Annotated in this window: 19 protein-coding genes; 14 read left to right on the top strand and 5 right to left on the bottom strand. The window is 45.0% G+C overall.

From position 1 onward, the window contains the following. Positions 1 to 82: 82 nt before the first annotated feature. Positions 83 to 1066, bottom strand: a complete 984-nt coding sequence (locus tag LAY41_RS18865) for a heme o synthase (protein ID WP_249101401.1) — start codon at positions 1064 to 1066, stop codon at positions 83 to 85. A 126-nt stretch (positions 1067 to 1192) separates the two neighbouring features. Next, positions 1193 to 2128 carry a COX15/CtaA family protein gene (locus tag LAY41_RS18860; protein WP_249101398.1) on the bottom strand — a complete coding sequence of 312 codons (936 nt, stop codon included), beginning with the start codon at positions 2126 to 2128 and terminating at the stop codon, positions 1193 to 1195. 628 nt (positions 2129 to 2756) lie between these two features. On the opposite strand from LAY41_RS18860, the gene LAY41_RS18855 reads away from it, so the two are divergent. The 12 genes from LAY41_RS18855 to LAY41_RS32980 all read left to right on the top strand — a co-directional run bounded on the left by LAY41_RS18855 (position 2757) and on the right by LAY41_RS32980 (position 18697). Continuing rightward, entirely contained in the window at positions 2757 to 3911 is a 1155-nt protein-coding gene (locus tag LAY41_RS18855) for an RNA-guided endonuclease InsQ/TnpB family protein (RefSeq protein WP_338023021.1), read from the top strand. 161 nt (positions 3912 to 4072) lie between these two features. Beyond that, positions 4073 to 5044, top strand: a complete 972-nt coding sequence (locus LAY41_RS18850; protein ID WP_249101395.1) for a cytochrome c oxidase subunit II — start codon at positions 4073 to 4075, stop codon at positions 5042 to 5044. An 81-nt stretch (positions 5045 to 5125) separates the two neighbouring features. Further along, a complete protein-coding gene (gene ctaD / locus LAY41_RS18845; protein WP_249101393.1) occupies positions 5126 to 7003 on the top strand; it encodes a cytochrome c oxidase subunit I in 1878 nt (625 codons plus the stop codon). 197 nt (positions 7004 to 7200) lie between these two features. Then, entirely contained in the window at positions 7201 to 7830 is a 630-nt protein-coding gene (locus tag LAY41_RS18840; RefSeq protein ID WP_249101389.1) for a cytochrome c oxidase subunit 3, read from the top strand. 533 nt (positions 7831 to 8363) lie between these two features. After that, a complete protein-coding gene (locus LAY41_RS18835) occupies positions 8364 to 11027 on the top strand; it encodes a tyrosinase family protein (RefSeq protein ID WP_249101386.1) in 2664 nt (887 codons plus the stop codon). A 304-nt stretch (positions 11028 to 11331) separates the two neighbouring features. Continuing rightward, positions 11332 to 12474, top strand: a complete 1143-nt coding sequence (locus LAY41_RS18830; protein WP_249101384.1) for a GmrSD restriction endonuclease domain-containing protein — start codon at positions 11332 to 11334, stop codon at positions 12472 to 12474. Beyond that, complete coding sequence (locus LAY41_RS18825; RefSeq protein WP_249101381.1) at positions 12471 to 13565, top strand: DUF3696 domain-containing protein; 1095 nt, start codon at positions 12471 to 12473, stop codon at positions 13563 to 13565. Before LAY41_RS18830 ends, LAY41_RS18825 begins: the two co-directional genes overlap by 4 nt. Continuing rightward, entirely contained in the window at positions 13566 to 14321 is a 756-nt protein-coding gene (locus tag LAY41_RS18820; protein ID WP_249101378.1) for a hypothetical protein, read from the top strand. A 104-nt stretch (positions 14322 to 14425) separates the two neighbouring features. After that, positions 14426 to 15394 carry a M48 family metallopeptidase gene (locus LAY41_RS18815; RefSeq protein WP_249101377.1) on the top strand — a complete coding sequence of 323 codons (969 nt, stop codon included), beginning with the start codon at positions 14426 to 14428 and terminating at the stop codon, positions 15392 to 15394. Between the two features lie 174 nt (positions 15395 to 15568). Continuing rightward, positions 15569 to 17155, top strand: a complete 1587-nt coding sequence (locus LAY41_RS18810; protein WP_249101374.1) for a mucoidy inhibitor MuiA family protein — start codon at positions 15569 to 15571, stop codon at positions 17153 to 17155. A gap of 4 nt (positions 17156 to 17159) precedes the next feature. After that, positions 17160 to 18461 carry a glycoside hydrolase family 3 N-terminal domain-containing protein gene (locus LAY41_RS18805; RefSeq protein ID WP_249101371.1) on the top strand — a complete coding sequence of 434 codons (1302 nt, stop codon included), beginning with the start codon at positions 17160 to 17162 and terminating at the stop codon, positions 18459 to 18461. Positions 18462 to 18610: 149 nt separating this feature from the next. Beyond that, positions 18611 to 18697 (top strand): amino acid--tRNA ligase-related protein, encoded by an 87-nt coding sequence (locus LAY41_RS32980; RefSeq protein ID WP_476726988.1) that lies wholly within the window; start codon positions 18611 to 18613, stop codon positions 18695 to 18697. A 65-nt stretch (positions 18698 to 18762) separates the two neighbouring features. Here LAY41_RS32980 and LAY41_RS18795 read toward each other — a convergent pair whose 3' ends face one another. Continuing rightward, on the bottom strand, positions 18763 to 19359 hold the full coding sequence (locus LAY41_RS18795) for a glyoxalase-like domain protein (RefSeq protein WP_249101367.1): 597 nt from the start codon (positions 19357 to 19359) through the stop codon (positions 18763 to 18765). 323 nt (positions 19360 to 19682) lie between these two features. On the opposite strand from LAY41_RS18795, the gene LAY41_RS18790 reads away from it, so the two are divergent. Next, positions 19683 to 20351 (top strand): RNA polymerase sigma factor, encoded by a 669-nt coding sequence (locus tag LAY41_RS18790; RefSeq protein ID WP_249101366.1) that lies wholly within the window; start codon positions 19683 to 19685, stop codon positions 20349 to 20351. Next, positions 20348 to 21442: a tetratricopeptide repeat protein gene (locus LAY41_RS18785; protein WP_249101363.1), complete on the top strand. Its 1095-nt coding sequence runs from the start codon at positions 20348 to 20350 to the stop codon at positions 21440 to 21442. Before LAY41_RS18790 ends, LAY41_RS18785 begins: the two co-directional genes overlap by 4 nt. Here the strand turns inward: LAY41_RS18785 and LAY41_RS18780 are convergent. Both LAY41_RS18780 and LAY41_RS18775 read right to left on the bottom strand, forming a co-directional pair. Beyond that, on the bottom strand, positions 21439 to 22248 hold the full coding sequence (locus tag LAY41_RS18780; RefSeq protein WP_249101361.1) for a hypothetical protein: 810 nt from the start codon (positions 22246 to 22248) through the stop codon (positions 21439 to 21441). The genes LAY41_RS18785 and LAY41_RS18780 overlap by 4 nt on opposite strands. Positions 22249 to 22401: 153 nt before the next feature. Further along, positions 22402 to 23256 carry a DUF2267 domain-containing protein gene (locus LAY41_RS18775; RefSeq protein ID WP_249101358.1) on the bottom strand — a complete coding sequence of 285 codons (855 nt, stop codon included), beginning with the start codon at positions 23254 to 23256 and terminating at the stop codon, positions 22402 to 22404. Between the last annotated feature and the right edge of the window lie 241 nt (positions 23257 to 23497).

Genomic DNA, 23497 nt, shown 5'->3' with positions numbered 1-23497 from the left:
AAGAAACCGGGTTTCTGAGTCCGCCTATTTTTAAGAAACCGGGTTTCTAATCCCGCTTATCCGAATAGTATCGATCGCAATCTCACTGCAACATCGGTATCGCGCTAACTATTGCCTGCAAATTCTCACCCAAGTTAGCTGTAAGATAACGAGTCACAGGTAAACTATCGACGACGATACCAGCACACAGCAACATCATATAGACGATCGAGTATTTAAAGAGCGATCGGGCCAAATCTTTCTCCTCTGGATTCTGCAACAAATCCCAAGCCTTCTGGATAAACTTCCAACCCAGCACAGCGGCTAACAAACCATAAACAACACCCGCCGTACCCAGAGGATAAATTAGCACGAACGTTGCAGGAACCATAATCAGCGTGTAAATCCAGATTTGGCGGGTAGTAGCAACCTCACCAACTACAACTGGTAACATGGGAATGTTTACCTTAGCGTAATCATCGCCAATCATTAAAGCCAGCGCCCAGAAATGGGGAGGCGTCCATAAAAAGACGATCGCAAATAACATCCACGCTGACCAGCTTAAACTACCAGTCACAGCCGCCCATCCTACCAAAGCCGGAATCGCACCAGCAGCACCACCAATCACAATGTTTTGAGTAGTGTGGCGTTTCAGCAAGTGGGTGTAAATTGCCATGTAGAAAACTATACCCGACATTGCCAACAGCGCCGCCAGCAAATTTGCAAACACACTCAGCAGAGTAAAAGAGAGAGAAGCGAGGATAATTGCAAATAGCAACGCATCTCGCGGCTGCACTCTACCCGCAGGAATAGGGCGATGGCGAGTGCGTTCCATTGCATAATCGATATCGCGATCGTAGATGCAATTGAGCGTCTGAGCCGCAGCCGCAGCAAGAGTTCCACCCGCCAGCGTAACTAGCAGCAACAGCGGATCTACCCGTCCCTCTGACGCCATCCACATACTCGCAGCTGTTGTAATTAGCAGCAGCGGTATAATGCGAGGCTTCGTCAGCTGATAGTAGCTCAGAATTACCTCTTTAAGGTTTTGATGGTGACGGGAAACCCCAGTAGCAATAATTTCTTGCATGAATTCTGTTAGTCCTTTGCTAATTGCTAATTGCTAATTGCCCAAGGGTAATTTTAGATTTCAAATTGCAGATTTCACATTTAATTTTTCAATCATAAATTTGAAATTTGCAATTGGAAATTCCCTCTAACTATTAGCTTGCGAAGGCGAGAAGCGGGGTGTACTTAATACATCGCGCCATGCCAAAACAGCGAACGCAACCAGCGATCCCAGTAATGTCGCTCCGACTGCTTGATGAGCTACTGTTAAAGGTTCCACCTGGAGATGCAGGCGCAAAGTTGCCACACCAAGAGCAATTTGGCATACCAACAAACCAGCGGCAGTATTAGCCAGCAGCCGGAGAGTGGGATGCACTGCGGGTGTGCGCCATGTCATAATTAGCACAGCCAGAGTTGCCAAAGTAGGTGGAACGACACCAGCAATGTGGCTATTCATCACCGCGCAGAGTTGAGACGCGCCAAAGCATTGGTGCAGAGCCCAGCGGGATGCCACCAGTCCACCCAAAATACTTTGCAGATAAACTAAGATAGCGGCACTTAAGCTTACAAGAGCTAACTTACGGGCTGTGCCGGTGCCTTCGTAGGGCAAAAGAGCCATGCCGATCGCAATTAGGGTGATGAAAAACAACAAAGCGCACCCCAAGTGAGCGGTTACAATGTCAAACCGCAATAATTGTGTAACGGTGAGTCCTCCCAAGACGCCTTGGAAAACGATCGAAAAGAATGCGAACGCGGACGCTAGAGGCAGCCAAGGCGGTGACTGACGCCGATACCACCACGACAAGCCTACCAGAGCGATCGCAGAAAGGCCAATTAAAGCCGCATCCAATCGGTGAAACCACTCCAAGAACACCTGAAGATTCATCTGCTGGCTGGGTACTAACTGACCGTAGCACAGGGGCCAGTCCGGGCAAGCCAACCCAGCATTCATCACCCGCGTAGCACTGCCCACTGCCATCAAAAGCAGCGTCGCTACGGCTATCTTCCAGACAAAGCGACGGATAAAATCTACGGGGGTGGTAGCTTCCGTGCGAACATCCTGATGCAACACAGTCTCAGCCATGAGCTGTACCTTCGGGTTAATCACTTTCCCAATGTTAAGCAAATTCTGAACATCCGCTCATTCCGAGCCTAGCACCGCAAGAACTCAATGGTCGGCTCTAGCTAATAATGTACCGATCGAATCCTGTTAGGCGGAAAACCTTTAGGTATTTTTTGCTTCCAAAATATTTACTTTATCTTGACTTTTTCCCAAAATATGAGAATACGGTAAGATTTTTTGTAACAAAAGTAACATACATCCCAGGCGTAACAGACGAACATACAATGCGAGTACAGCCGAATTGATATTAAAGCAACTGCCTTGGCAGTTAGGACGTTCTTAATTCCTGAAACCGTTCGGCTGAGCTATCACGGCGAAACCCTAGCCCCTAGCCCCTTCTGACCCTAGCCCCTAGCCCCTAGCCCCTAGTCCCTAGCTATAAAAGGTTGAGTTCGGTAAAATCCACACCTACAGAAGCGATCCTGAAGAAATCTTGAAAAAATCGCCTGGGAAACCCCACCTTTATCGACTCCTGTTTTACCTTGGGAAGGGTTCATCAACAGTAGTCACTTTCCTAACATTTACTTACAAACATTTACTTTTCCTCACGCCCTTGCCACCCTTGCCAAACCCATAGTAAAATTTGGCTATGCTACTGGGATTATTAACCAAAATCAAAGTCAACTCTTCGCTGCGGCAATCTCTAGCCAAACACGCAGGCGTAGCACGTCACGCCTGGAATCAGGGTTTGGCTTTATGTCAAACTGTCTTAGAACACAACCGTTCTTACCCAGAATCCAAAATTAAATTCCCCACAGCCATAGACCTGCATAAATGGCTAGTAGCATCAATAAAATCCCAAAATCCTTGGTATTACGAAGTAAGTAAATGCGCCCCCCAATATGCCTTAAGGCATTTGTCAGAAGCATTTAAACAGTTCTTCAACGGTGTAAAAGGGTTACCTAAATTCAAGAAAAAAGGTCACACAGACTCATTCACTCTAGATGGTTCAATCCACATAGAACACCAGAGCATCAAAGTACCAATCTTAGGAAAGCTGAAAACTTTTGAGCGATTACCAGTAGGGACAAAACCGAAATCAGTCACCATTAGCAGAAAAGCAGACAGCTGGTTTATCTCATTTAAAATAGAAAAGCCAATTCAATCAACACCAAAAAAACGGGATGTAGTGGGAGTAGACTTAGGAATAAAAACCCTGGCTACCCTATCGACAGGAGAGATATTTCAAGGTGCAAAGTCTTACCAAAAAGCCAAACATAAATTAGCCAAACTCCAACGCATTGTAGCACGTCGTCAAAAAGGTTCTGCCAACAGGTTTAAAGCAGTCAAAGCCTTAGCTAGACTGCATCAAAAGATAGCCAATATCCGCAAGGACACATTACATAAACTCACCTCTTACTTAAGCAAAAACCACGCAGTAGTAGGAATTGAGGATTTGAATGTGTCAGGGATGATGGCTAATCATTGTTTAGCTGCATCGATAGGGGATATGGGATTTTATGAATTCCGTCGCCAGTTAGAATATAAATGTCCCTTGTATGGCAGTAAGCTAGTAGTGATTGGCAGGTTTAAGCCAAGTAGTAAAACCTGTTCAAATTGCGGTTTCGTCAAAGAGGTTTTGGAATTATCAGAACGAGTTTATCGATGTGATTGTGGCTTAGAATTGGATAGAGACTTGAATGCCGCAATTAATATCGAGAAATTAACGCGGGAAGTTCTCTCGTGTCTGCTTGTGGATGGGGTGCTGCCGACAGTCCCAGATGAAACAGGAAGTTTTTGTTAATGAATGTTAGCAAAAATCGAACGGAATCAGTACTGAAAAACGGATAGCTTGTCTAAAATCAAGGCAGACGGACTTTTCGATGCTTAAGGGGCCGACCCGCGTCTTGACATCAGCCAGCCTGGATGAAAAATCAAGCAGTTATGCAAGCAACCTAAATCGCCGTGAAAATCCCAAGTAACATCTCAACTCTAATCGCTGGTATTGTGCTGACCCTTGTCAGCCTCTGGTACGGCCAGAATCATGGCCTACTGCCAGTGGCAGCCTCCGAAGAAGCGCCTTTGGTAGACAATTTATTCAACCTGATGATGACCATCTCCACAGGTCTGTTTCTCATAGTTCAGGGCGTTATAATCTATTGCGTCATTAAATTTCGCAGGCGTCCGGGTGATATGACAGACGGGCCGCCGACGCACGGTAACGTTCCCCTGGAAATTTTGTGGACAGCGATTCCCGCCATCATTGTGCTTGTGATTGGGGTCTACAGCTTTGAGGTTTACAATGCTATGGGCGGCTTAGATCCTATGGCCGGTCACGGTATGCAGGCTATGAAGAAGATGCCCGGATCTGCTCTAGCAGCCACCTTAGACAGCGATACACAGCAAAATGCTCTCGGTATTGGTGCTTCCCCAGAAGAAAGCTCAGTCGCCCAGATACAAATTAACGTAACTGGTTTGCAGTTTGCCTGGATTTTTAGCTATCCCGATAGTGGCGTCGTTTCTGGCGAATTGCACGTCCCCGTCGGACGGCAAGTAAAACTAAACATCTCCGCCAACGACGTGATCCATTCCTTCTGGGTACCTGAATTCCGCCTCAAGCAAGATGCAATTCCAGGTAGTGAAACCCAACTGCAATTCACTCCCAAAGTAGCTGGCACCTACTCTGTGATTTGTGCCGAACTCTGCGGTTCCTATCATGGCAGCATGAAAACGCAGGTCATAGTCCAGACACTGGAAGAATTTGATGCCTGGATTCAAAGTCAGCAGGAAGTGGCAAGCTTCGATAACCTCGATCGGGCCGTGGCAGTAAACCCAGCCGAAATGTCAACTGCTAAATTTCTAGCTCCCTACGCAGCCGAAATGGGGATAAACTCTGATACTCTCAAGCAAATTCACCCATCTCATCACGAAATTTAGATTTTGGATTTCAGATTAAAGATTGAATTCCAAATCTTTAATCGGAAATCTCAAATTCAAAATCCCTAATCCCAAATTGCTATGACCACACAAGTACAGCTTGAAGAAACAGCTATATCGGCTGCCCACGGAGAAGAAACTGACAATAATTGGCGAAAATACTTTGGCTTTAGCACCGACCATAAAGTGATAGGCATTCAATACCTCGTCACCACATTTATTTTCTATCTCATTGGCGGTGCTTTAGCCTCTGCGGTTCGCACGGAACTCGCCACGCCAGACCCAGATTTTGTCAGCCCCGAACTCTACAACAGTTTGTTTACGATCCACGCCACAGTAATGATTTTCTTGTGGATTGTGCCTGCTGCCACTGGTGGATTTGGCAACTACCTGATCCCCTTGATGATCGGGGCGCGGGATATGGCGTTCCCACGATTGAATGCTGTTGCCTTTTGGATGATTCCCCCTGCTGGTATCTTGCTGTTGAGCAGCTTCTTCGTTGGCGCAGCAGGTGCAGGTTGGACATCTTATCCCCCTTTAAGCATCATCAGCGGCAAAGCGGGTGAGATGATTTGGATTCTCAGCGTTCTCTTACTGGGAACCTCTTCAATTTTGGGTGCGGTGAACTTTTTAGTCACTCTCCTCAAGATGCGAATTCCCGGTATGAGTCTCAATCAGATGCCCTTGTTTTGCTGGGCAATGCTATCAGCTTCGGCACTGATTTTGATCGCGACGCCAGTATTAGCAGGAGCCTTGATTCTGCTCAGTTTTGACCTCATAGCGGGTACAGCTTTCTTTAACCCGACTGGCGGGGGCAATCCGGTGGTTTACCAGCATATGTTCTGGTTTTATTCCCACCCGGCTGTTTACATCATGATTCTGCCGGTGTTTGGCATGATCTCGGAAATTCTGCCGATTTATTCCCGCAAGCCGATATTTGGTTATCGCGCGATCGCATATTCCAGCATAGCCATTAGTTTCTTGGGGCTGATTGTCTGGGCGCACCATATGTTCACCAGCGGCACTCCCGCTTGGTTGCGGATGTTCTTCATGATCGCCACAATGATCATTGCCGTACCCACCGGAATTAAGGTATTCAGCTGGTTAGCTACCATCTGGGGCGGTAAACTGCGCCTCAACAGCGCCATGCTGTTTGCTTTGGGCTTTGTGTCGATGTTTGTGATCGGCGGTTTGAGCGGCATCATGGTAGCAGCAGTGCCCTTCGACATCCACGTTCACGACACTTATTTTATCGTGGCTCACCTGCACTACGTCTTGTTTGGTGGCAGTGTGTTCGGTTTGTATGGCGGTTTATATCACTGGTTCCCCAAAATGACGGGGCGCATGATGAACGAAACCTGGGGCCAAGTTCATTTTGCCCTGACACTGATCGGCTTTAATATGTGCTTCATGCCCATGCACAAGCTGGGGATGGAAGGTATGCCTCGGCGGGTAGCAATGTACGATCCCAAATTTGCCGCCCTCAATATGGTTTGCACCATAGGTGCTTATATTCTCGCGGTTTCTACGATTCCCTTTATCATCAATGCTGTTTGGAGTTGGTTCCGTGGCCCCAAAGCTGCTGACAATCCCTGGCAAGCTTTGACTTTGGAATGGATGACTTCTTCACCGCCGCCAGTGGAGAATTTCTTGAAAGAGCCGGTTTTAGCGACAGGGCCCTATGACTATGGGACGCGCACTCCTCTCAACATTCGCAAGCTTGTGGCTAACAAAGTTGCCGAAGCTAAAACGTCATCGGGAATTCCCTTAGAAAAGCTTCAAGCTTCAGACTTGTTTAGCACTCCCGGTTCTGTTTTCTCATCGGGATCTGAATCAAGTGTTGCTGCTGAAACCCTTCAGGATGAAGACCCGATGTTGTCAGGAGGCACAAACTCGGTCTTGCGGGCTAAACCAGATCCAAATTTTGCTGTCAATCCTGAAGACCGTAAAGAGGAGTAAGTCACTCATTCAAAAGTCAAAAGGCAAAAGAAATTAGGAAGAATATATTTTTTCTTTTGCCTTACCCTCTAGCAATTTCAGATTTCAGATTTCAGATTTAAAATTGTCGATTCAAAATAAATTTGCAATCTAAAATCTGAAATCTGAAATTTCCCCTCTTCCCCTAGCCCCTAGCCTCTTCCTTAAAATAGATAGCCATGCAAAGTTCAACCATCGATCCAGCTAAAACTGCCCTGAACTATCACGCTAGTTCTGAGGCAGTTGCAGGCCATCATCATGAAGAACATCCCGATCACCGCATCTTCGGAGTGATTGTTTTTCTGATTGCCGAGGCAATGATCTTTTTAGGATTATTTGCCGCCTATCTTACCTTCCGGTCTGTGGCACCGATATGGCCGCCGGAAGGAACGCCAGAACGAGAGTTATTGCTGCCAGGAATCAATACGCTGATTCTGATTTCCAGCAGTTTTGTGATTCATAAGGCGGATACGGCTATCAAAAAGAACGATGTGGCGGGTTTGCGAAATTGGTTTATTGCCACTGCGATTATGGGCGCAATTTTCTTGGCCGGTCAGGTTTATGAGTACGCCCATCTAGAATTCGGCCTCACAACCAACTTGTATGCCAGCACGTTTTATGTTTTGACTGGCTTTCACGGTCTGCACGTTTGTTTTGGGGTGGTGTTGATTTTGGGTGTGTTGTGGCGATCGCTCAAGAAAGGCCGCTACAGCAGCGAAAGCCATTTTGGTGTAGAAGCTGCTGAACTCTACTGGCACTTTGTCGATATCGTTTGGATTGTTCTTTTCCTGCTGCTTTATATTTTGTGAGTCAAGTTAACGTTTTTTTTGACAGAAAAACCCCCTGTTGGGGGTTTTTTATTGAAACCAAGCTTTGTTAGTATAAATACTGTTTTTTTACTATTAGATATCTCCTTTCAAAGAATGTAGAGACGTTGCATGCAACGTCTCTACAAGGGTTCTAGGGTTAGCACCTTTAATTTATGGAGATGTCTATTAGATATTTAAACGTTATGGCGGATTCTAAACCCTTCTGACCCTAGTCCCTAGTCCCTAGCTATAACTGTATAGTGGCAAGCGATCGATCGTTTGCAAAGAATTAATAACTGCTGAGAACTTTTTTAAGTCCAGTAAAGTCATTTCCAAGAGAATTTCTCCCTTGCTAAGTAGGTGGGCATAATTAAACGTAAAACTCCTGGCCCTTAGAAACCCGGTTTCTTGGAGAAACCGGGTTTCTTGGAGTTCAGTTTATTTACGTCCACCTACTTATTTACACAAAAGGGTCGCATCAGCTTAGAAAATATTGTGATTACCAACTTTGTTTAGAAGGATGCAATGCACTTATGGCGACAACGAACGATAACCTCTTATTACGGCAGGACGCCAAGACTCTCACCAGTGCAGAAAAAACAGCATTTGTCAATGCAGTTAAAGGATTAAAAAACAGGCCATCTCAGTACCAAATCTTTGACCCTGTAACCAGAACAAACGTAACTCCACCGAATGCTTATGATTACTACGTGAGGTTGCATCAATTAGCCTTTGGTGAAATAAACTCTAGCGGACAGATGTCTGGTGAAATGCCGCCAGTCCACTCCTCACCAGCATTTCTGCCGTGGCACCGGGAATTCTTGCGTAGGTTCGAGAATGACTTGCGATCGATCGATCCCAGCGTCAGCCTCCCATACTGGGACCCGACTAACTCGGACAGCACCCGCGCCGTCTTCAGCAACGACTTTATGGGTACCCCTGGCAACTCCCAAGACAGTAACTTTGTGAGTGCAGGGCCATTCAGTGCGCCATCTTTTTCACTGCGAAATCAGCCTACCCAAACTCTAAACCAGCAGGGTATCTGGACGCTGACTTTTAATTCTCCATCGCCTCTCAATCCAAACGGACAGGCACGTTTTCTTCAGCGCAGCAGCGGATCGAGACAAGACCCCTCAATGTTCGTGGGTACTGCTAACTTACCATTACCATCGGACATAGAGGCTGCTCTTAACCTACCCACATTCGATCGCTTCACTAGCACACTGGAAGGTCGCCCCCACGGAAATCCCCACGTCTGGGTAGGTGGCGGGATGGGTTTGGCGACTTCTCCCAACGATCCGGTATTCTTCCTGCATCATGCCAACATCGATCGCCTCTGGACAGAGTGGATAGAACGTCACCAAAACGATCCTGGGTTCCGTCCTTATCTTCCGCCGGACACTGGTAACACTGGGATTGACATTAATGACCCCATGTATCAGTTTGGGAATGCCACTCCCGAACAGATGATTTCCATCCAGCAAATCGGTTATGTGTACGACACCACCGATCGGCCCCCTGTTGTAGAGGAACCCTCTCTACCAACCATCTCTATCAACGATGTCTCGGTAGTAGAAGGTAACGTTCCCGCGAACTTTACAGTTAGCCTGTCAAAAGCTAGCGATCGAGTGGTGACGGTAAATTATGCGATCGCAGACGACAGCGCCGACGGTAGCAGCACCTTCGATGCGACCTTAAATAGCAACCAAGAAGTACCGCCCACAAGCTCAACCGCTAGCGGTTTCAGCTTGTTGGAACTGAACCGCGCCGGGGATGCGCTGAGTTACAGAATCAAGGTTTCCGGTTTGGACTTTGGTTCCCTACTCGGCAAAGCTTCTCAAACCGCTGACACGACTGATGATGTCACTGGCGTTCATTTCCATGTGGGAGGGAAAGGCGCAAATGGTGCGATCGTTTTAGATATTTCCAAAGCTTCTCAAGATGCCGATGACTGGAACGCAACCATTAATCCAGATGGTTCCACAATTATCACTGGCGTTTGGGAATCAACCGATGCTGCCAATCAGCCTTTGAGTAATTTTGTCTCCTCCCTCAAGGCAGCTACACCCGGAGATGATACCAAACTGTACTTGAACGTCCACACCAAGGCATCTCCCGGTGGAGTAATTCGCGGTCAAATCCTGGGCGAACGCCCCGACGGCACCGCCCCGGCCCTCAGCGGCCAGGTGGTGTTCAATCCCGGCCAAACCAAACAAACTGTCACCGTCAACGTTCTGGAAGACACTCAGCCCGAATTCGACGAGAATTTTTACATCAACCTCAGCAATCCGATCGGCGCTGAAATCGCTGACGCCCAAGGTGCGGCGACCATCAGAGATAACGATACTGCCAAAGCTAGCACCCCTGCCAAAGCAGGATCGTCCCAATTTGGCACGCCAGGAAACGATAGCCTATCCGGTGGCAATGGCAATGACTCCATCTTTGCCGATAGCGGCGATGACTTGGTGTTTGGCGGAGACGGCAATGACTATCTTTCTGGCGGTAAAGGCAAAGACATTTTCTTCGGGGATGCTGGCGATGACCTCATTTTTGGTAACGAAGGCCAGGACACGATCTATGGTGGGGAAGGCAAGAATACCCTCTCCGGTGGCAAAGATGATGATGTAATTTACAGCGGTAGTGGTGAAGACTTCATCGTTGGAGACGATGGCAACGATCTTATCTTTGGTAAGGGCAAAGACTTTCTCGCTGGCAATAAAGGCAACGATACCATTGATGGCGGAGAAGGCAACGGTACCTTGTTTGGCGGTCAAGGTAATGATGTTCTCTACGGGGGATCTGGGGGGGACTTGCTTTTCGGAGACAAAGGGACCGATCGCTTGGTTGGTGTTAACGCCAAAGCTACCAATCCAGGTTTGGGCGAGATAGATACTTTAGTTGGCGGTTTTGATGCCGATCTCTTTATCTTGGGAGATACCGTTAAGGTTTACTATAATGACGGCGATGATAGTAAATCTGGCACCACCGATTACGCTTTCATTCTCGATTTCAATGCCAGCGAGGATAGAATTGAGCTTCGCGGTTCATCTAATGGCTATGTGCTTGGTGGTTCCCCAAGCGGTTTACCAAGTGGAACGGCAATCTATCAGAAAACTCTCGGTCAGAATGAACTGATTGCTATTGTCCAAGGCTCTAATAATTTGAGTCTTGGAGGTGGTTACTTCAGTTTCATCTAATCGATTTTCGTTTGAGATGACAAAGCGCTTCAAATTCAGGCATGAGTTTGGGGCGTTTTGCTTTTGTTGGGCGGGGGGAATGCGATCGGGCTTCTTTCGTGTCCATCTGTCCAACGAGAGCGAGATAGTATAGCAACCGCCAAGGCAGTTAGGACGTTTTTAATTCCTGAAACCCTAGTCCCTAGTCCCTAGCTATAGTACAATACGATCGGAACATCCCATAAAACCTTAGTTTGGTAATCTATTATCACTAAGCATTACCAGCAGGGGGCTGAACCGAATTTAAGGCTAAGGAGTACCCATCGTGACACAGCTAAATAATAAAAACGCAGAATTGCTTGAAGAAGATAATTCAGATGAAGTAGACAATGATGAAGAACAATACGAAAAAGCTACTTTTAGCTACGATCCTGAAAAAATTAACATTGATACTAGGGAACCAACTATTGAGCAATTACTAAGACGAATTGATGAAGAAGCCCTTGATTTAGCCCCTGATTTTCAACGTCAAGCGAATATATGGAATCCCGACGCTAAAAGCCAATTGATTGAGTCTATTCTGATTCGGATTCCGCTACCAGCCTTTTACATAGATGCTACTAATGAAGATAATTGGTTGGTTGTAGATGGTTTACAGCGGCTATCAGCCCTAAACCAATTTATCAACGATAAGAGCGACAAAAGACTTAGACTAAGTGGATTAGAATACCTAACTGAACTTAACGGCAAAACTTATGATGAACTAGAGCGTAGATACCAGCGCCGGATATTAGAAACTCAAGTTACAGTATATGCAATTGAAAAAGGCACGCCTATTGAAGTTAAGTACAATATTTTTAAAAGGATTAATACAGGCGGTGTACCTCTTTCTCCTCAAGAACTACGCCATGCTCTCAACCCTGGAAAAGCAACCAAATTCTTAGCTAATATGGCAAAATTACAAGAATTTCGGAAAGTTATTAAAATTAGTGATTTCCGTGAAAAGCGCATGGACGATCGGGAGTTTGTAATTGGTTTTTTAGCTTTTAAGCTAACTTCTTACAAAAAATATAAAGATGAAACGAGGGATTCATTTCTAAATAAAGCTTTATTTAAAGCTAACAAATTATCAGAAGAAGGTTTAAAAGATATAGAATTTATTTTCAAAAAAACAATGATTAATGCTTTGGAAATTTTCGGAGAAAATGCTTTTCGTAAGATATCGAACAAAACCACAAAAAAATATCCTGTTAACAAATCATTATTTGAAGCTTGGTCAGTTAATCTTAGCTGTCTCAGCGAGCAAGAGATTGAAATATTAAAATTTAAAAAGAAAGAATTGGTTGAAAAATTTATTAATTGCGTAGATAATGATAATGAATTTCTTGTATCTATATCTCAGGCAGCTAACAAGGTAGAGTATCGATTTAGTACAATTGAAAGGATAATTAAGGAAGTATTACAATGATAAATTCTCTACAATTGACCAACTTTAAACCTTTTAAAAATCAATTTCTTGAATTTAGACATATCACCCTTCTTTCTGGCCTAAATAGTAGTGGAAAATCTTCTGTTCTTCAATCTTTGCTGTTGCTGCGTCAATCTTACCAACAGGGTTTATTGCCAAATATAGGTTTGGCGCTAAATGGTGAATTGGTTTGTATTGGTACGGCAAAAGATGCAATTTTTGAAGGAGCCAATAAAGAAGAAATCGGTTTTGATATTATTTGGGAAAATGGCACAGAGAGAATATGGCGTTTTAACTACGATCGAGAAGTAGATGTATTGAATCTTGCCTCATCATCCATTCCCCAGGACGTTTATCAATTAAGCCTTTTCACTAATAAATTCCACTACCTTCAAGCAGAACGGATAGGGCCACGAACTTTTAATGAAATGTCAGATTATCAAGTGCAACGACTTGAGCAAATTGGCACTAGAGGTGAGTATACTGCACACTTCCTTTCAATTTATGGAGATAAAGATATTCCCAATTCTAATCTAAGCCATCCAAGAGCAAAGTCATCGAAGTTGGTTAACCAAGTCGAAGCATGGATAGGAGAAGTCAGTCCAGGTACACGCCTCAAAATTGCTTCAAAGCCAGATATAGATCTAATGAGTTTTCAATATTCTTATGGAGATAGTAACCCTTATCGGGCAACCAATGTTGGGTTTGGAATTAGCTACACCTTACCAATTATTGTAGCGGTGCTTGCATCTGAACCAGGCACACTAATTATAATTGAAAATCCAGAAGCACATTTACATCCAAAAGGGCAATCACAAATGGGTCGTTTGTTGGCTATTGCTGCAAGCTGTGGCGTTCAAATTGTCATAGAAACTCATAGCGATCATGTTCTAAATGGGATTCGTCTTGCTGTTCATGGTGGAAAAATTGACCCGAAAGATGTTCAATTACACTTCTTTCAGCGACAAGAGAAAGAAAGGCCAATTGTAACTGAGGTATTGTCACCACGAATCGATCGCGACGGCAGAATAAATTCTTGGCCTAATGGGTTTTTCGATCAAGCCCAACAAGATTTAATGGAGTTGCTATAAATGCACTTCCTGATTAATGAACTGTCTTTTATTGGACAGGCAGAAACCAAGTATGATGCAGATGATATAATAAAAACTTTAGTGAATTTGATTGTTGAGTTAGAACCAATTAGAGGTGACAATCCCATCCAAAGCCATAGCAGCTTTGCTAACTGTAAGCTATCGGTTGACTATAGCGTTAAGCAGTGGATATATGAAAAATTAAAATCTCCCAAGGAGCAAAAAATTGCTGACTTGTTGCTTAGGATTATCAGCAATAATGGCTTTTTCATAGATAGAACTTTAAATGAATTACTAGATTACTGTGAATGCTACTTCAATCAACGAGATGTTTCTGAGAGTTCTTTGGCAGGAGCAGCCCATTTAAATGGTAGTTTAATCAGTTTACAAAATGCAGCTGAATTTGCTTGTGAAGAAATTCAGGTTAGGTTCAGTAGTAATGGAGAGATATATGAAGATAAAAATATTCCGAATTTGACTACCGTAAGTCAAGCCAGCAAGCTTCGTCTACGGTATGTACCTAGTCCTAAGCACGCTCCTGGTGGTTGGGGTACTTTAATGGATTTGAATGATGAAATAGCTCAGAAAGTTTTAGATAAAGGAATTGTAAGCGGAAAACAAATCTACGGTTACCATGAGGGAAAATTTTATGAATTTCAACCAGACGGTGCTGATGGTTTTCATGGATACCCTATCGATCGCAATGAAGTACCTTCTAAAGTTTTGAAACAGGTGCAAGATTTGGGCGAAGCTTAAGGGATAGGAAATATCGCCAGTTTGGGCGAGGAGGGGGTGCGATCGCACTCTTCCCTACACGATAATAAATATAGGTTTTCCCTATACCAACCAGAACCCCCACCATGCCGACTTATAAAGGAATCTCCAGCGAAGCCTTCCGCCATCCGCTCGATCGCGAAGCCGAGGAAACCTTACGCAGCTTACCAGGCTTCGATATCGCCGCCCGCAAATTTGTAGAATTCTTCGCCGAACGCCCTCAATTCATCTATAATATGGGCAACAGCATTGAAGTCGGCCCCCGCCAGTATTCGACAATTTATCAGATATTTCGCGAATCTTTGCGAGATCTAGATATTTATCCAGAACCATCTTTGTTTGTTAGTCAGCATCCTTTATCCAATGCTTATGCTATGGGACAAGAACGTCCCTCGATCGTACTAAATTCTGCTCTGTTAGATTTAATGAGCGAAGCTGAATTGCGAGCGGTTATAGCCCATGAATTAGGACATATTAAATGCGGTCACACCACTCTATCTCAGATGGGAATTTGGGCGATCGCTACGGTATCTTTTCTCGGCGATTTAACTCTTGGCTTAGGCAATATCATCGGCAGAGGTTTAATTTATGCCTTTTATGAATGGAAGCGACGTTCTGAATTATCAGCAGATCGGGCCGCTTTATTGGTGATGGATGACATCAATCCAGTCTTGCGATCGATGATGAAACTTGCTGGCGGCAGTGCCAAGTATAACAATGAATGCAGTTTGGATGAATTTATCCGTCAATCTGAAAAATATCAAGACCTCGATCAAGACGGATTGAATCAAGTGTATAAATTTCTCCTTTATAATAACTTTGCTCAAGGGGTATTCTTAAGTCATCCCTTTTTGGTAGAACGCATTAGTCACATCCGCCAGTGGTCACTTTCAGAAGAATATCGCCAAATCCGCAACGGCAATTATCAACAATCTGCCGCTGAGGGATCTGTTGACGTTCAATCAGAAACGCCACACAATCAAGTAGACGAGTTGCGGCGTCAAATTGAAGAATTGCAACGAGAAATCGATCGCTATAAAAGAAAGCCTGAGTAAACAACCTCACCCCCCTAACCCCCCTCTCCGACCTCGGAGAGGGGGGAAGAAATACTCCCCTCCCTGTTGCGGAGAGGGGCTGGGGGTGGGGTTCCACTGTCCCGGCTTAGAGTGGTAGCCGTTTAATCTTCAATACTATGAACAATGAACTATGAACCACGAACTAAATGACTAATGACTACTCAGATAATCAATACACGCATCTCAGAAGTAACAATCTACACCAACCAAGCACAGGTTACCAGGCGCGGCACAGCGGCGCTAACTGGTGAGGAAAAAGAATTAATAATTGCAGAATTGCCATTAACTATCCAAACCGATTCAGTTAGGGTTAGAGGTGCAGGTAAGTTAGCGGTGCGATTATTAGGAGTGCGGACAGAAACTATATTTGCTACTGAAGCATTTGCAGAGAAAATATCACTGCTGAGTAGACAAATTCGCCAGGTTGAGTTGCAAAAACGCAGTATTCAAGATCAATTGGAAGCTGCACAATTGCAACGAAATTTCGTGCAAGGTTTAAGTGAAAAGTCATTAGAAGGCTTTTCGGGATTACTTGCACCCGCACAGATAAACCTGGATGATATTGGGGAGTTACTGAAGTTTTTGGGACAGCAGTACGCAGAGTATGCGAGTGCGATCGCATTGCGGGAAAGGCAGGTACGCGACTTAGACAAACAATTAGAAATACTTCGCCAACAACTCAAGCAAATCCAGCTATCCCCTTGCAAAGAAAGTTATACCAGTCATAGCGTTATCGTCGCGATCGGGCCAGCAAGTCCAGGAGATTTTGAACTAGAAATTTCTTACCTAGTAAGTCGCGCTGGGTGGACACCGCTTTACGACTTGCGAACTAGCAGCAATAGGGATCGCATTAATATTTCCCTGCTAGCTGAAATTAGGCAAAAAACAGGCGAAGATTGGACTGGAGTAAAACTCACACTTTCCACTGCCAAACCAACTTCAAATACCCTACCTCCCAAACTTGAACCTTGGTACGTTAGCGGTAGAAAAAATAACCAGCTTCCCCAGAGTGATGATGCTTTTGCTGAATTAGAAGCTTTACTGGCAGAGGAAAACGATACTACCAAGAAACAAGATTTTCTCTCAGCGCAAAAAGTGGTGGGACAAGCAATTAAATCTGACGCTGCGGTAACATTTCCGCTAGATCGAGACAGCGATATTTCAAGTAATGGTGCGGCGCATAAAGTAATGATTTTTAACGACGATTATCCTTGTCGAATTGAATATGTTGCAGTACCAAGGTTAATTAGTTTCGCCTACCTTGAAGCAACGGTTACGAATAACACAAATGGTGTAACTTTGCTACCCGGTAAAGCTAACATTTTTTGCGAGCGCTCCCTTGTAGGCACTACCCAAATGGAAAACATTGCACCGGGTCAACAGTTTAAACTTAACTTAGGTATTGACGAAAGTTTAAAAATCGATCGCGATTTGGTGGAGCGTGAAGTACAATTGATAGGTAACTATCGCCGCACAACCTATGGGTATAAGCTAGCGATCGCTAACTTACGCAGTAAAAAAACTACACTGAGACTAATCGAACAACTACCAGTCAGTCGCGACGAACAAATTAAAGTCCATCTCTTCAGCACTCGTCCAGAAATCCATCTGGGTGAAATGGGTCAGCTAGAATGGTTAATTACACTACCGCGCCAATCTAAACGCCAGGGCAAAAAGGAAATATATTATCAGTTTACCATTGAGCATCCTGTTGAGATAACTGTAGTGAGCTTAGAGTAGTATTATGAAAATAGTTAAATTATTTTTAGCCGTAATTATTTTATTATTTGCTTTCAATTTTAGATTGCCATTTTGGGCGAGTTGGAGAGTTTTAGCGTTTTCGGCTATTATAATATTCGGTTTGGGATTAATCCTTTCTGAAATCAGAGGTTTGAGTAGAAAATATGCAAAAAAGAGACGAGTTAGCAGTTTTTTGATATTTGCGATCGCATCTCTTGCTCTCTCCCATGCCTTAGCTTTGGAAATCAAATTTAATTTGACAAAATCCATTGTATTAAATGCAGATGCCAACAAAATAGAAAAATTGGGTCAGCATTTTGTCATCGGCTATAGAAACTTTGAAGAAATCAAAACCTTAGTTTATAAAAGAGCCGTAGGTGGAGTATTTATCACCACCAGAAACATTAGAAATAAAACAAAACAAGATATCCAACAAGAAATTAAAGCGTTGCAAGATATTCGCCAAAGTCAAGGTTTACCTCCTTTGTGGATAGCGACAGATCAAGAAGGCGGTATGGTATCTCGATTATCTCCACCTCTGACGAGATTGCCTCAACTTTCAGCTATCGTTGCTGACGATAAAAATATAGATCTAAAAAAGGATGAAATTATTAAATATGCCCGAACCCAGGGAAGAGAATTAGCTGAAATTGGAGTTAATTTGAATTTTGCCCCTGTAGTAGACTTAAACAAAGGAATTATTAATCCAAATGATAAATATTCTAAAATTTACCAGCGGTCTATATCAGCAGATAAAGAAGTGGTTGCCAAGGTAGCTTTGTGGTATTGTAAAACCTTGGAAGAATATCGAGTTAGATGCACAATTAAACATTTTCCAGGATTAGGAAGAGTTAGTGCAGATACACATATTGCTGATGCAGAATTGCCTACCTCAGTCGATGAATTAACCAATGATGACTGGGTGCCGTTTCGTCAAGTAATGAGTAATTCTCAAGCTTTGACAATGCTGGGACACGCTAAATTAACGGCAGTAGATCCCAAACATCCAGTATCCTTCTCCAAACGGGTAGTTACAGATATTATCAGAAAGAATTGGCAGCACAATGGTATTTTAATCACAGACGATTTTGGGATGCAGGCAGTCTATGGTAGTAAAGATGGATTCGGACTAGCTACCGTTAAAGCAATTAATGCTGGAGTAGATTTGCTTCTAATCTCTTACGATAAAGATTTATATTACGAAGCTATGTATGCCTTGCTGAAAGCGTCAGAAAGAGGAAACTTGGATAGAGAAATGCTAGAGAAGAGTAGGAAAAGACTAAAGTTATTGCCAAATTCGATTTAGATCGTGTCCGGTAGCATTGGTTACCTAAAAAATTCGTGTGATTATTCTTATCTGCGTTTATCTGCGTACCCTTCGGGAAGGCTAATGCCTCCGGCACGCTTCGCGAACGCCTACATCTGTCTTCATCTGCGGTAAAATTTTAACCAACGATGACAACAGACAATTTGACGATAGAGTATGGGATGCCCCCTACAGGTGGCTTGGGGATTGGGATCGATCGCTTGGTATGCTGCTGACAGATTGTGCGAGTATCCGGGATGCGATCGCTTTCCCTAGTCCCTAGCAAGAAAGCCCCTAGCCCCTAACTAGAAACTTCTGCCATTTCAATCACGCGACCTTCTAAATCCTTGAGCAAAAAATGCAGAGGCTTTTCGGTGCGGATTTTGTGCTTCAAGCCTCGGACTTGCACTCTCATCAGCACTTGTTCGAGACAATCGCGATCGAAACAAACATGGCGCTGACGATCTTTTTGGCCTAAAGTAGCTCCAGAGATAACGTGCAACTGCGTATTCTTCTTTAACTGATACCAAAGGCCCTCCGGTGGGTTCAATCCTTTGGTGCCAGAGAAGCTGGGACTAGCTGACATATACAGAGGGTCGATGCTAGTAGCACCAAGGGTTTGCTCGTAATTGTAGTAGTAGTGCAAAGGCACTTCTGCTGCTGGTAGATCTAGCAGACCTTCATATAACTGCCGAGCGATGTCCAGATCCGACACCATAATCGTATAGACTTTCGGGGCACTGGTGAGGAACATCCACATGGCACCTGCATAGGCTACCAGCAGCATCACCATGATTCCTTGGGTGGAAAACAAGCTATCCAGAGCCAGGGAAGGCAAAAAAGATCCTAAGAGAGCGGACGAATACAGGGAGGGAATCAAGCTAGCTGCTATAACCATGAACTTACAAATGGTGAAGAATTACTCGCACCTACCGTGGGAGTCAGGAAACTCATATCATTTTCTGTGTTTCTAGTCTATCAAGCCCAAACCATTACTATCAATCTTCTATCAAGGGGAGTGGGGGAGTGGAGGAGTGGGGGGAGTGGGGGAGTGAGAGTAACCGGGTTTCTTTGAGTTGGAGCAACGAAACATCTAGCTTCCCTCTTCCCTAGCCTAGCCCCTAGTCCCTAGCCCCTCTTCCCTAGCCCCTAGCCCCTTTTTCCCTGATGGGTGTAGTATGGATTTAATCGCAGGGACAGATTTAACGCGGTTAAAGTATTGTGCAAATACCTCATTTTCCTGAAAGCAATCATCCCTTAGTCAAATCGCTGTTCGATTGCAGCGATCGCGAACTGCTAACCCTGTTTCAGCGCCATCTCGACGAGGGGAAATACTTTACGGCAATTTTCTGTCGCTACAGTCCGATTATTTATACCTTAATCGGACACTCCGGGCGATCGCCCGTCCAAGTTGACTACTTGTTTGCCATCACCTGGCGGCAAATCTATCATGCTTTGATAGATCTGGATTTGCGCGGCACCGCCGTACCTGGGATGGAGAACTTTAATCTCCAGAACTGGCTAATCAATATCACGGCTCTCTGTATCAATCAAGCTGAAATTCCCCCGGTGGAATCGATTCACTACTCGTTGCAGGCTGCTTCGCCCCCCCTGTGGTGTTACACCGAGCAGGCGTTGGATTTGATACCTGCGCTCCAGCGGTTAATAGTGCTGATGTCTCAGACTTTCAAGTGGAGCGAAGCTAGGATTGCAGCTTATCTCCAAGCAGAGGCAGAAGTACTTTCTCCTGCTGAGGTGAGAGAATTGCTACAGAGTGGGTTAAAACAACTACAAGACGCTTTGCCAGCTGATATTCGCGCCATTTATTTCGGCGAGGAAGAAACAGTCCAAGAAGAAGACTTTGAAATTGACCTTGCTAGTTCTGTATGAAAGGCAAAAAGGAAAAGCTAAGGAAATTGGAAAAAGCAGGCAAAGGGAACTGGTGCCCCAATCCCCAATCCCCAGTCCCCAATCCCCAGTCCCTTTTAATCTTTTTACTTTTGCCTTTTTACTTTGTACTTCTGGGTGCAGCTGACCTCAATCAACAACTCGATATCCGCATCAATAACGGCACTCAAGGGGAACTTCGGAATGAGGCCGATCGATTAGTACGTTTGGGAGGACAGGCGCAGCGGCAAGGAAACCTGGATAAAGCGATTCCCTACTGGTCGCAGGCGCTCATAATTTATCATCGAATTGGTGATATCCAGTCAGTAGGCCGAATTTACGATTTCCTGGGTCTGGCTTATGCCGAACTAGGCGACTATCAGAGGGCGGAGGATGCGCTGCGGCGACGCCTGGGAGTTGCCCGCGACAATAAGGACTGGCAAGGTCAAATTTTTGGCCTTAACAATGTGGGTACGGTGCTGTTGCGGCGAGGCAGTCTATCTGCTGCCCAGACAACGTTTGAGGAGGCGCTTGCGATCGCCCGCAGTGTCAATAATGCGGCTGGTATTGGCCTATCTCTGAATAATCTTGGCTTGGTGGCAAGCGGTTATGGCTCAAGCAATCGGGCAATTAAACTGTACGAAGAAGCTGTAATTTATCGCAGTCGAGCTGGCGATCCGATCGGTCAGGCGAATACGTTCAATAATTTAGGCGATGCCTACCGAGCGGTTAATAGCTTTAAGGATACTATCCGTGCCTACGGTGCGGCGTTGGGAATTGCTAACGGATCTCTCGATCGGCCCAACCAGTTTCGTGCGATCGACGGTTTAGTATTAACTTACTGTTCTGCAAGACAATATACCCGTGCGATTGAATTACTTCAGCAGCGTATAGCGTCCGCGCAAGATGCAGCGAACCCCCGCCAAGAACTGATATCGCTCAGGTCTTTAGCCCAACTTTACGAACAGTTGGGCAGATACAGCGATGCCCGGAGTGTTTACTACCGGGCGATCGCTTTGGCTCGAACTTTGAAGGATACTAAAGCTGAAGCCACTCTACTAAGTCAGGTACTGGAAATGGTGAGCGATCGTTAGTTCAAATAAACGCCACCCATTGGTTGAATGGTTAAAGCATTCTTATCCATCATCTGGTAGTTGTCGCGACGCATCTGCTTGTCGCGATTGGGCGCTGTGCTGGATGGCGTATTGCGGTTCATGTCTGTGTTATTCCCGCTGCCGCTGCCACACGCAGCTTGCTCATCCATACGTACTGCGTTCGGATCGCGGGCAGACATAGGATCGCTAGGCAGAGATGTATTGGTTGTAGATGGGCGTCCGGTCGTCATGGTGGATGAACGATCGCTCATCGTGCCAGATGACGTATTAGCACTGGTGGTCGGCGTATTTCTATTGCTATTAGCAGAAGACGTGCCTTCGCGAGTCATGCTCTGTGAGCTCGTACCGCTGGCCGATCTGCGTCCCCCCATCGTGCTAGATGACGTACTGTTCATACCGCTGGCAGACGTGCGTCCCCCCATCGGGCCAGATGACGTATTAGCACTGGTGGTCGGCGTATTTCTATTGCTGTTAGCAGAAGACGTGCCTTCGCGAGTCATGCTCTGGGTGTTCGTACCGCTGGCCGATGTGCGTCCCCCCATCATGCTGGAGGATGTATCTCCATTTCTGGTTGGCGTATTCCGATTGCTGTTGGCAGAAGACGTGCCTTCGCGAGTCATATTCGTGTCGCTCGTATTGGGCGAACACATCTCGGTTTGGATGCCGGAACGCATATCGCGATTGGCAGGCGTTTGAGCTAGAACTGGTAAGCTCAGCAGCAAGCTTCCGCAAATAGCTCCCACTAAACCGATTTGATTTTTCATTGGTCGTTTTTGTTGACTCATGATTCATCTTCCATTTGATTGGTGGACATTTTCTCTGCCAGACGGCAGGTATTTGATAGACGCACTGTAAAAAGAATGTGAAAGGCAAAAAGTAAGAGCGTTAAATATTTTTGCCTTTGCCTTTTTAAGGCTTACTTTTTACTTCCTAAAGAACTAGGCTTGTGACCACAGATCGCGAATTTTATCGGGCAAGAAACCAGCGATTTCCTGAATTCGTTCTTGAGACAATTCTTCTTTGGTTGCAGAAAATACTGCTTTGACAACGGTTTCAGGAGCTACACCCGGTTGCAACCCAGCCTCTTGCTGAACCCGAAACAGAAAAGTATCGGATTTGATAACGAGGGGGGGCCGAACCCGGCTCAGAAAGCTGACGATAGGATTGGTATCTTTCCAGAGGTCTGCCACTTCGTTTTGCAGCGCTTTGTCTTTTGTGGGCAGCGCTTCTTCGTGCAGCTCGCTTGCCACGCGATCGGCAGCTTCCGTAGTCATCATGTCGCGCATAGTGCGGAACACGACTTCAGTAATATCCCTGGCATCAAAAGCATCTGACAAGTTACCCTTGACCATTACTTTCTCCAGGAAGGGCATATCTTTGCTAGCAATAGGTACTGCTGGCCCTTTCTTTAGAGATTCGGGAAGATTCGCGTCCATTTTTTCCAACATTAGGCGGCCTTTTTCGGTTAGTTCTGCTTTTTTAAAGTCAATTAAGTGAGGTAAGGGACCATCTGGTGCGCCATAGGTATTAGCAATCCTCAAATCAAACTCTTTTGGGTTAACCGCGTCAGGAACATCTTTCTGATTGCCATAAGCATTGCCGCTAAATTCAGCGTTGATATAACCCTTTTGATTTAAATAATCCAGGTGACCTAGAAAATCGACAGGAGTAATTTCTCGACCAACAAAGTCTGTCTCATTGAAGTTGACTTCGTGGATTCCTTTGCTGCTATCGGTTTCTTCGATTTTCTTCAGCAGAATGTAAGCGATATCTTCTCGTAATCCAATCGGCATAAAACTTGCTAAAGGCTCCTACGATGCAACTTCTGTCTTGAGAATAATCTGGAAGATACCCAGTCTGCCTCTGCCACAGGAAACATTTCTTAAGGAGAGTGCTGAGTAAATTATTTTCACTGGCGAGTTGCCAATACCCAATAGTAAGGAAAATCTTGTCGCTGGCTAGTTTCCAGAACTCAGCAATGAGGAAAAAAGACTCGCGGTTGGAATTTTTAGTTTTAGGCTAATCTACAACTAA

Source organism: Argonema galeatum A003/A1 (genome assembly GCF_023333595.1).
In the GTDB taxonomy this organism is placed as follows: Bacteria; Cyanobacteriota; Cyanobacteriia; order Cyanobacteriales; family Aerosakkonemataceae; genus Argonema; species Argonema galeatum.
Note: the sequence above shows the minus strand (reverse complement) of the source record. Positions and strands in the feature narration are given on the sequence as shown.

Coding starts and splice junctions, on each gene's coding strand:
- LAY41_RS18865 (WP_249101401.1), bottom strand. CDS start 1,066: ATGCAAGAAATTATTGCTACTGGGGTTTCCCGTCACCATCAAAACCTT.
- LAY41_RS18860 (WP_249101398.1), bottom strand. CDS start 2,128: ATGGCTGAGACTGTGTTGCATCAGGATGTTCGCACGGAAGCTACCACC.
- LAY41_RS18855 (WP_338023021.1), top strand. CDS start 2,757: ATGCTACTGGGATTATTAACCAAAATCAAAGTCAACTCTTCGCTGCGG.
- ctaD (WP_249101393.1), top strand. CDS start 5,126: ATGACCACACAAGTACAGCTTGAAGAAACAGCTATATCGGCTGCCCAC.
- LAY41_RS18840 (WP_249101389.1), top strand. CDS start 7,201: ATGCAAAGTTCAACCATCGATCCAGCTAAAACTGCCCTGAACTATCAC.
- LAY41_RS18835 (WP_249101386.1), top strand. CDS start 8,364: ATGGCGACAACGAACGATAACCTCTTATTACGGCAGGACGCCAAGACT.
- LAY41_RS18825 (WP_249101381.1), top strand. CDS start 12,471: ATGATAAATTCTCTACAATTGACCAACTTTAAACCTTTTAAAAATCAA.
- LAY41_RS18820 (WP_249101378.1), top strand. CDS start 13,566: ATGCACTTCCTGATTAATGAACTGTCTTTTATTGGACAGGCAGAAACC.
- LAY41_RS18815 (WP_249101377.1), top strand. CDS start 14,426: ATGCCGACTTATAAAGGAATCTCCAGCGAAGCCTTCCGCCATCCGCTC.
- LAY41_RS18810 (WP_249101374.1), top strand. CDS start 15,569: ATGACTACTCAGATAATCAATACACGCATCTCAGAAGTAACAATCTAC.
- LAY41_RS18805 (WP_249101371.1), top strand. CDS start 17,160: ATGAAAATAGTTAAATTATTTTTAGCCGTAATTATTTTATTATTTGCT.
- LAY41_RS32980 (WP_476726988.1), top strand. CDS start 18,611: ATGACAACAGACAATTTGACGATAGAGTATGGGATGCCCCCTACAGGT.
- LAY41_RS18795 (WP_249101367.1), bottom strand. CDS start 19,359: ATGGTTATAGCAGCTAGCTTGATTCCCTCCCTGTATTCGTCCGCTCTC.
- LAY41_RS18785 (WP_249101363.1), top strand. CDS start 20,348: ATGAAAGGCAAAAAGGAAAAGCTAAGGAAATTGGAAAAAGCAGGCAAA.
- LAY41_RS18780 (WP_249101361.1), bottom strand. CDS start 22,248: ATGAGTCAACAAAAACGACCAATGAAAAATCAAATCGGTTTAGTGGGA.
- LAY41_RS18775 (WP_249101358.1), bottom strand. CDS start 23,256: ATGCCGATTGGATTACGAGAAGATATCGCTTACATTCTGCTGAAGAAA.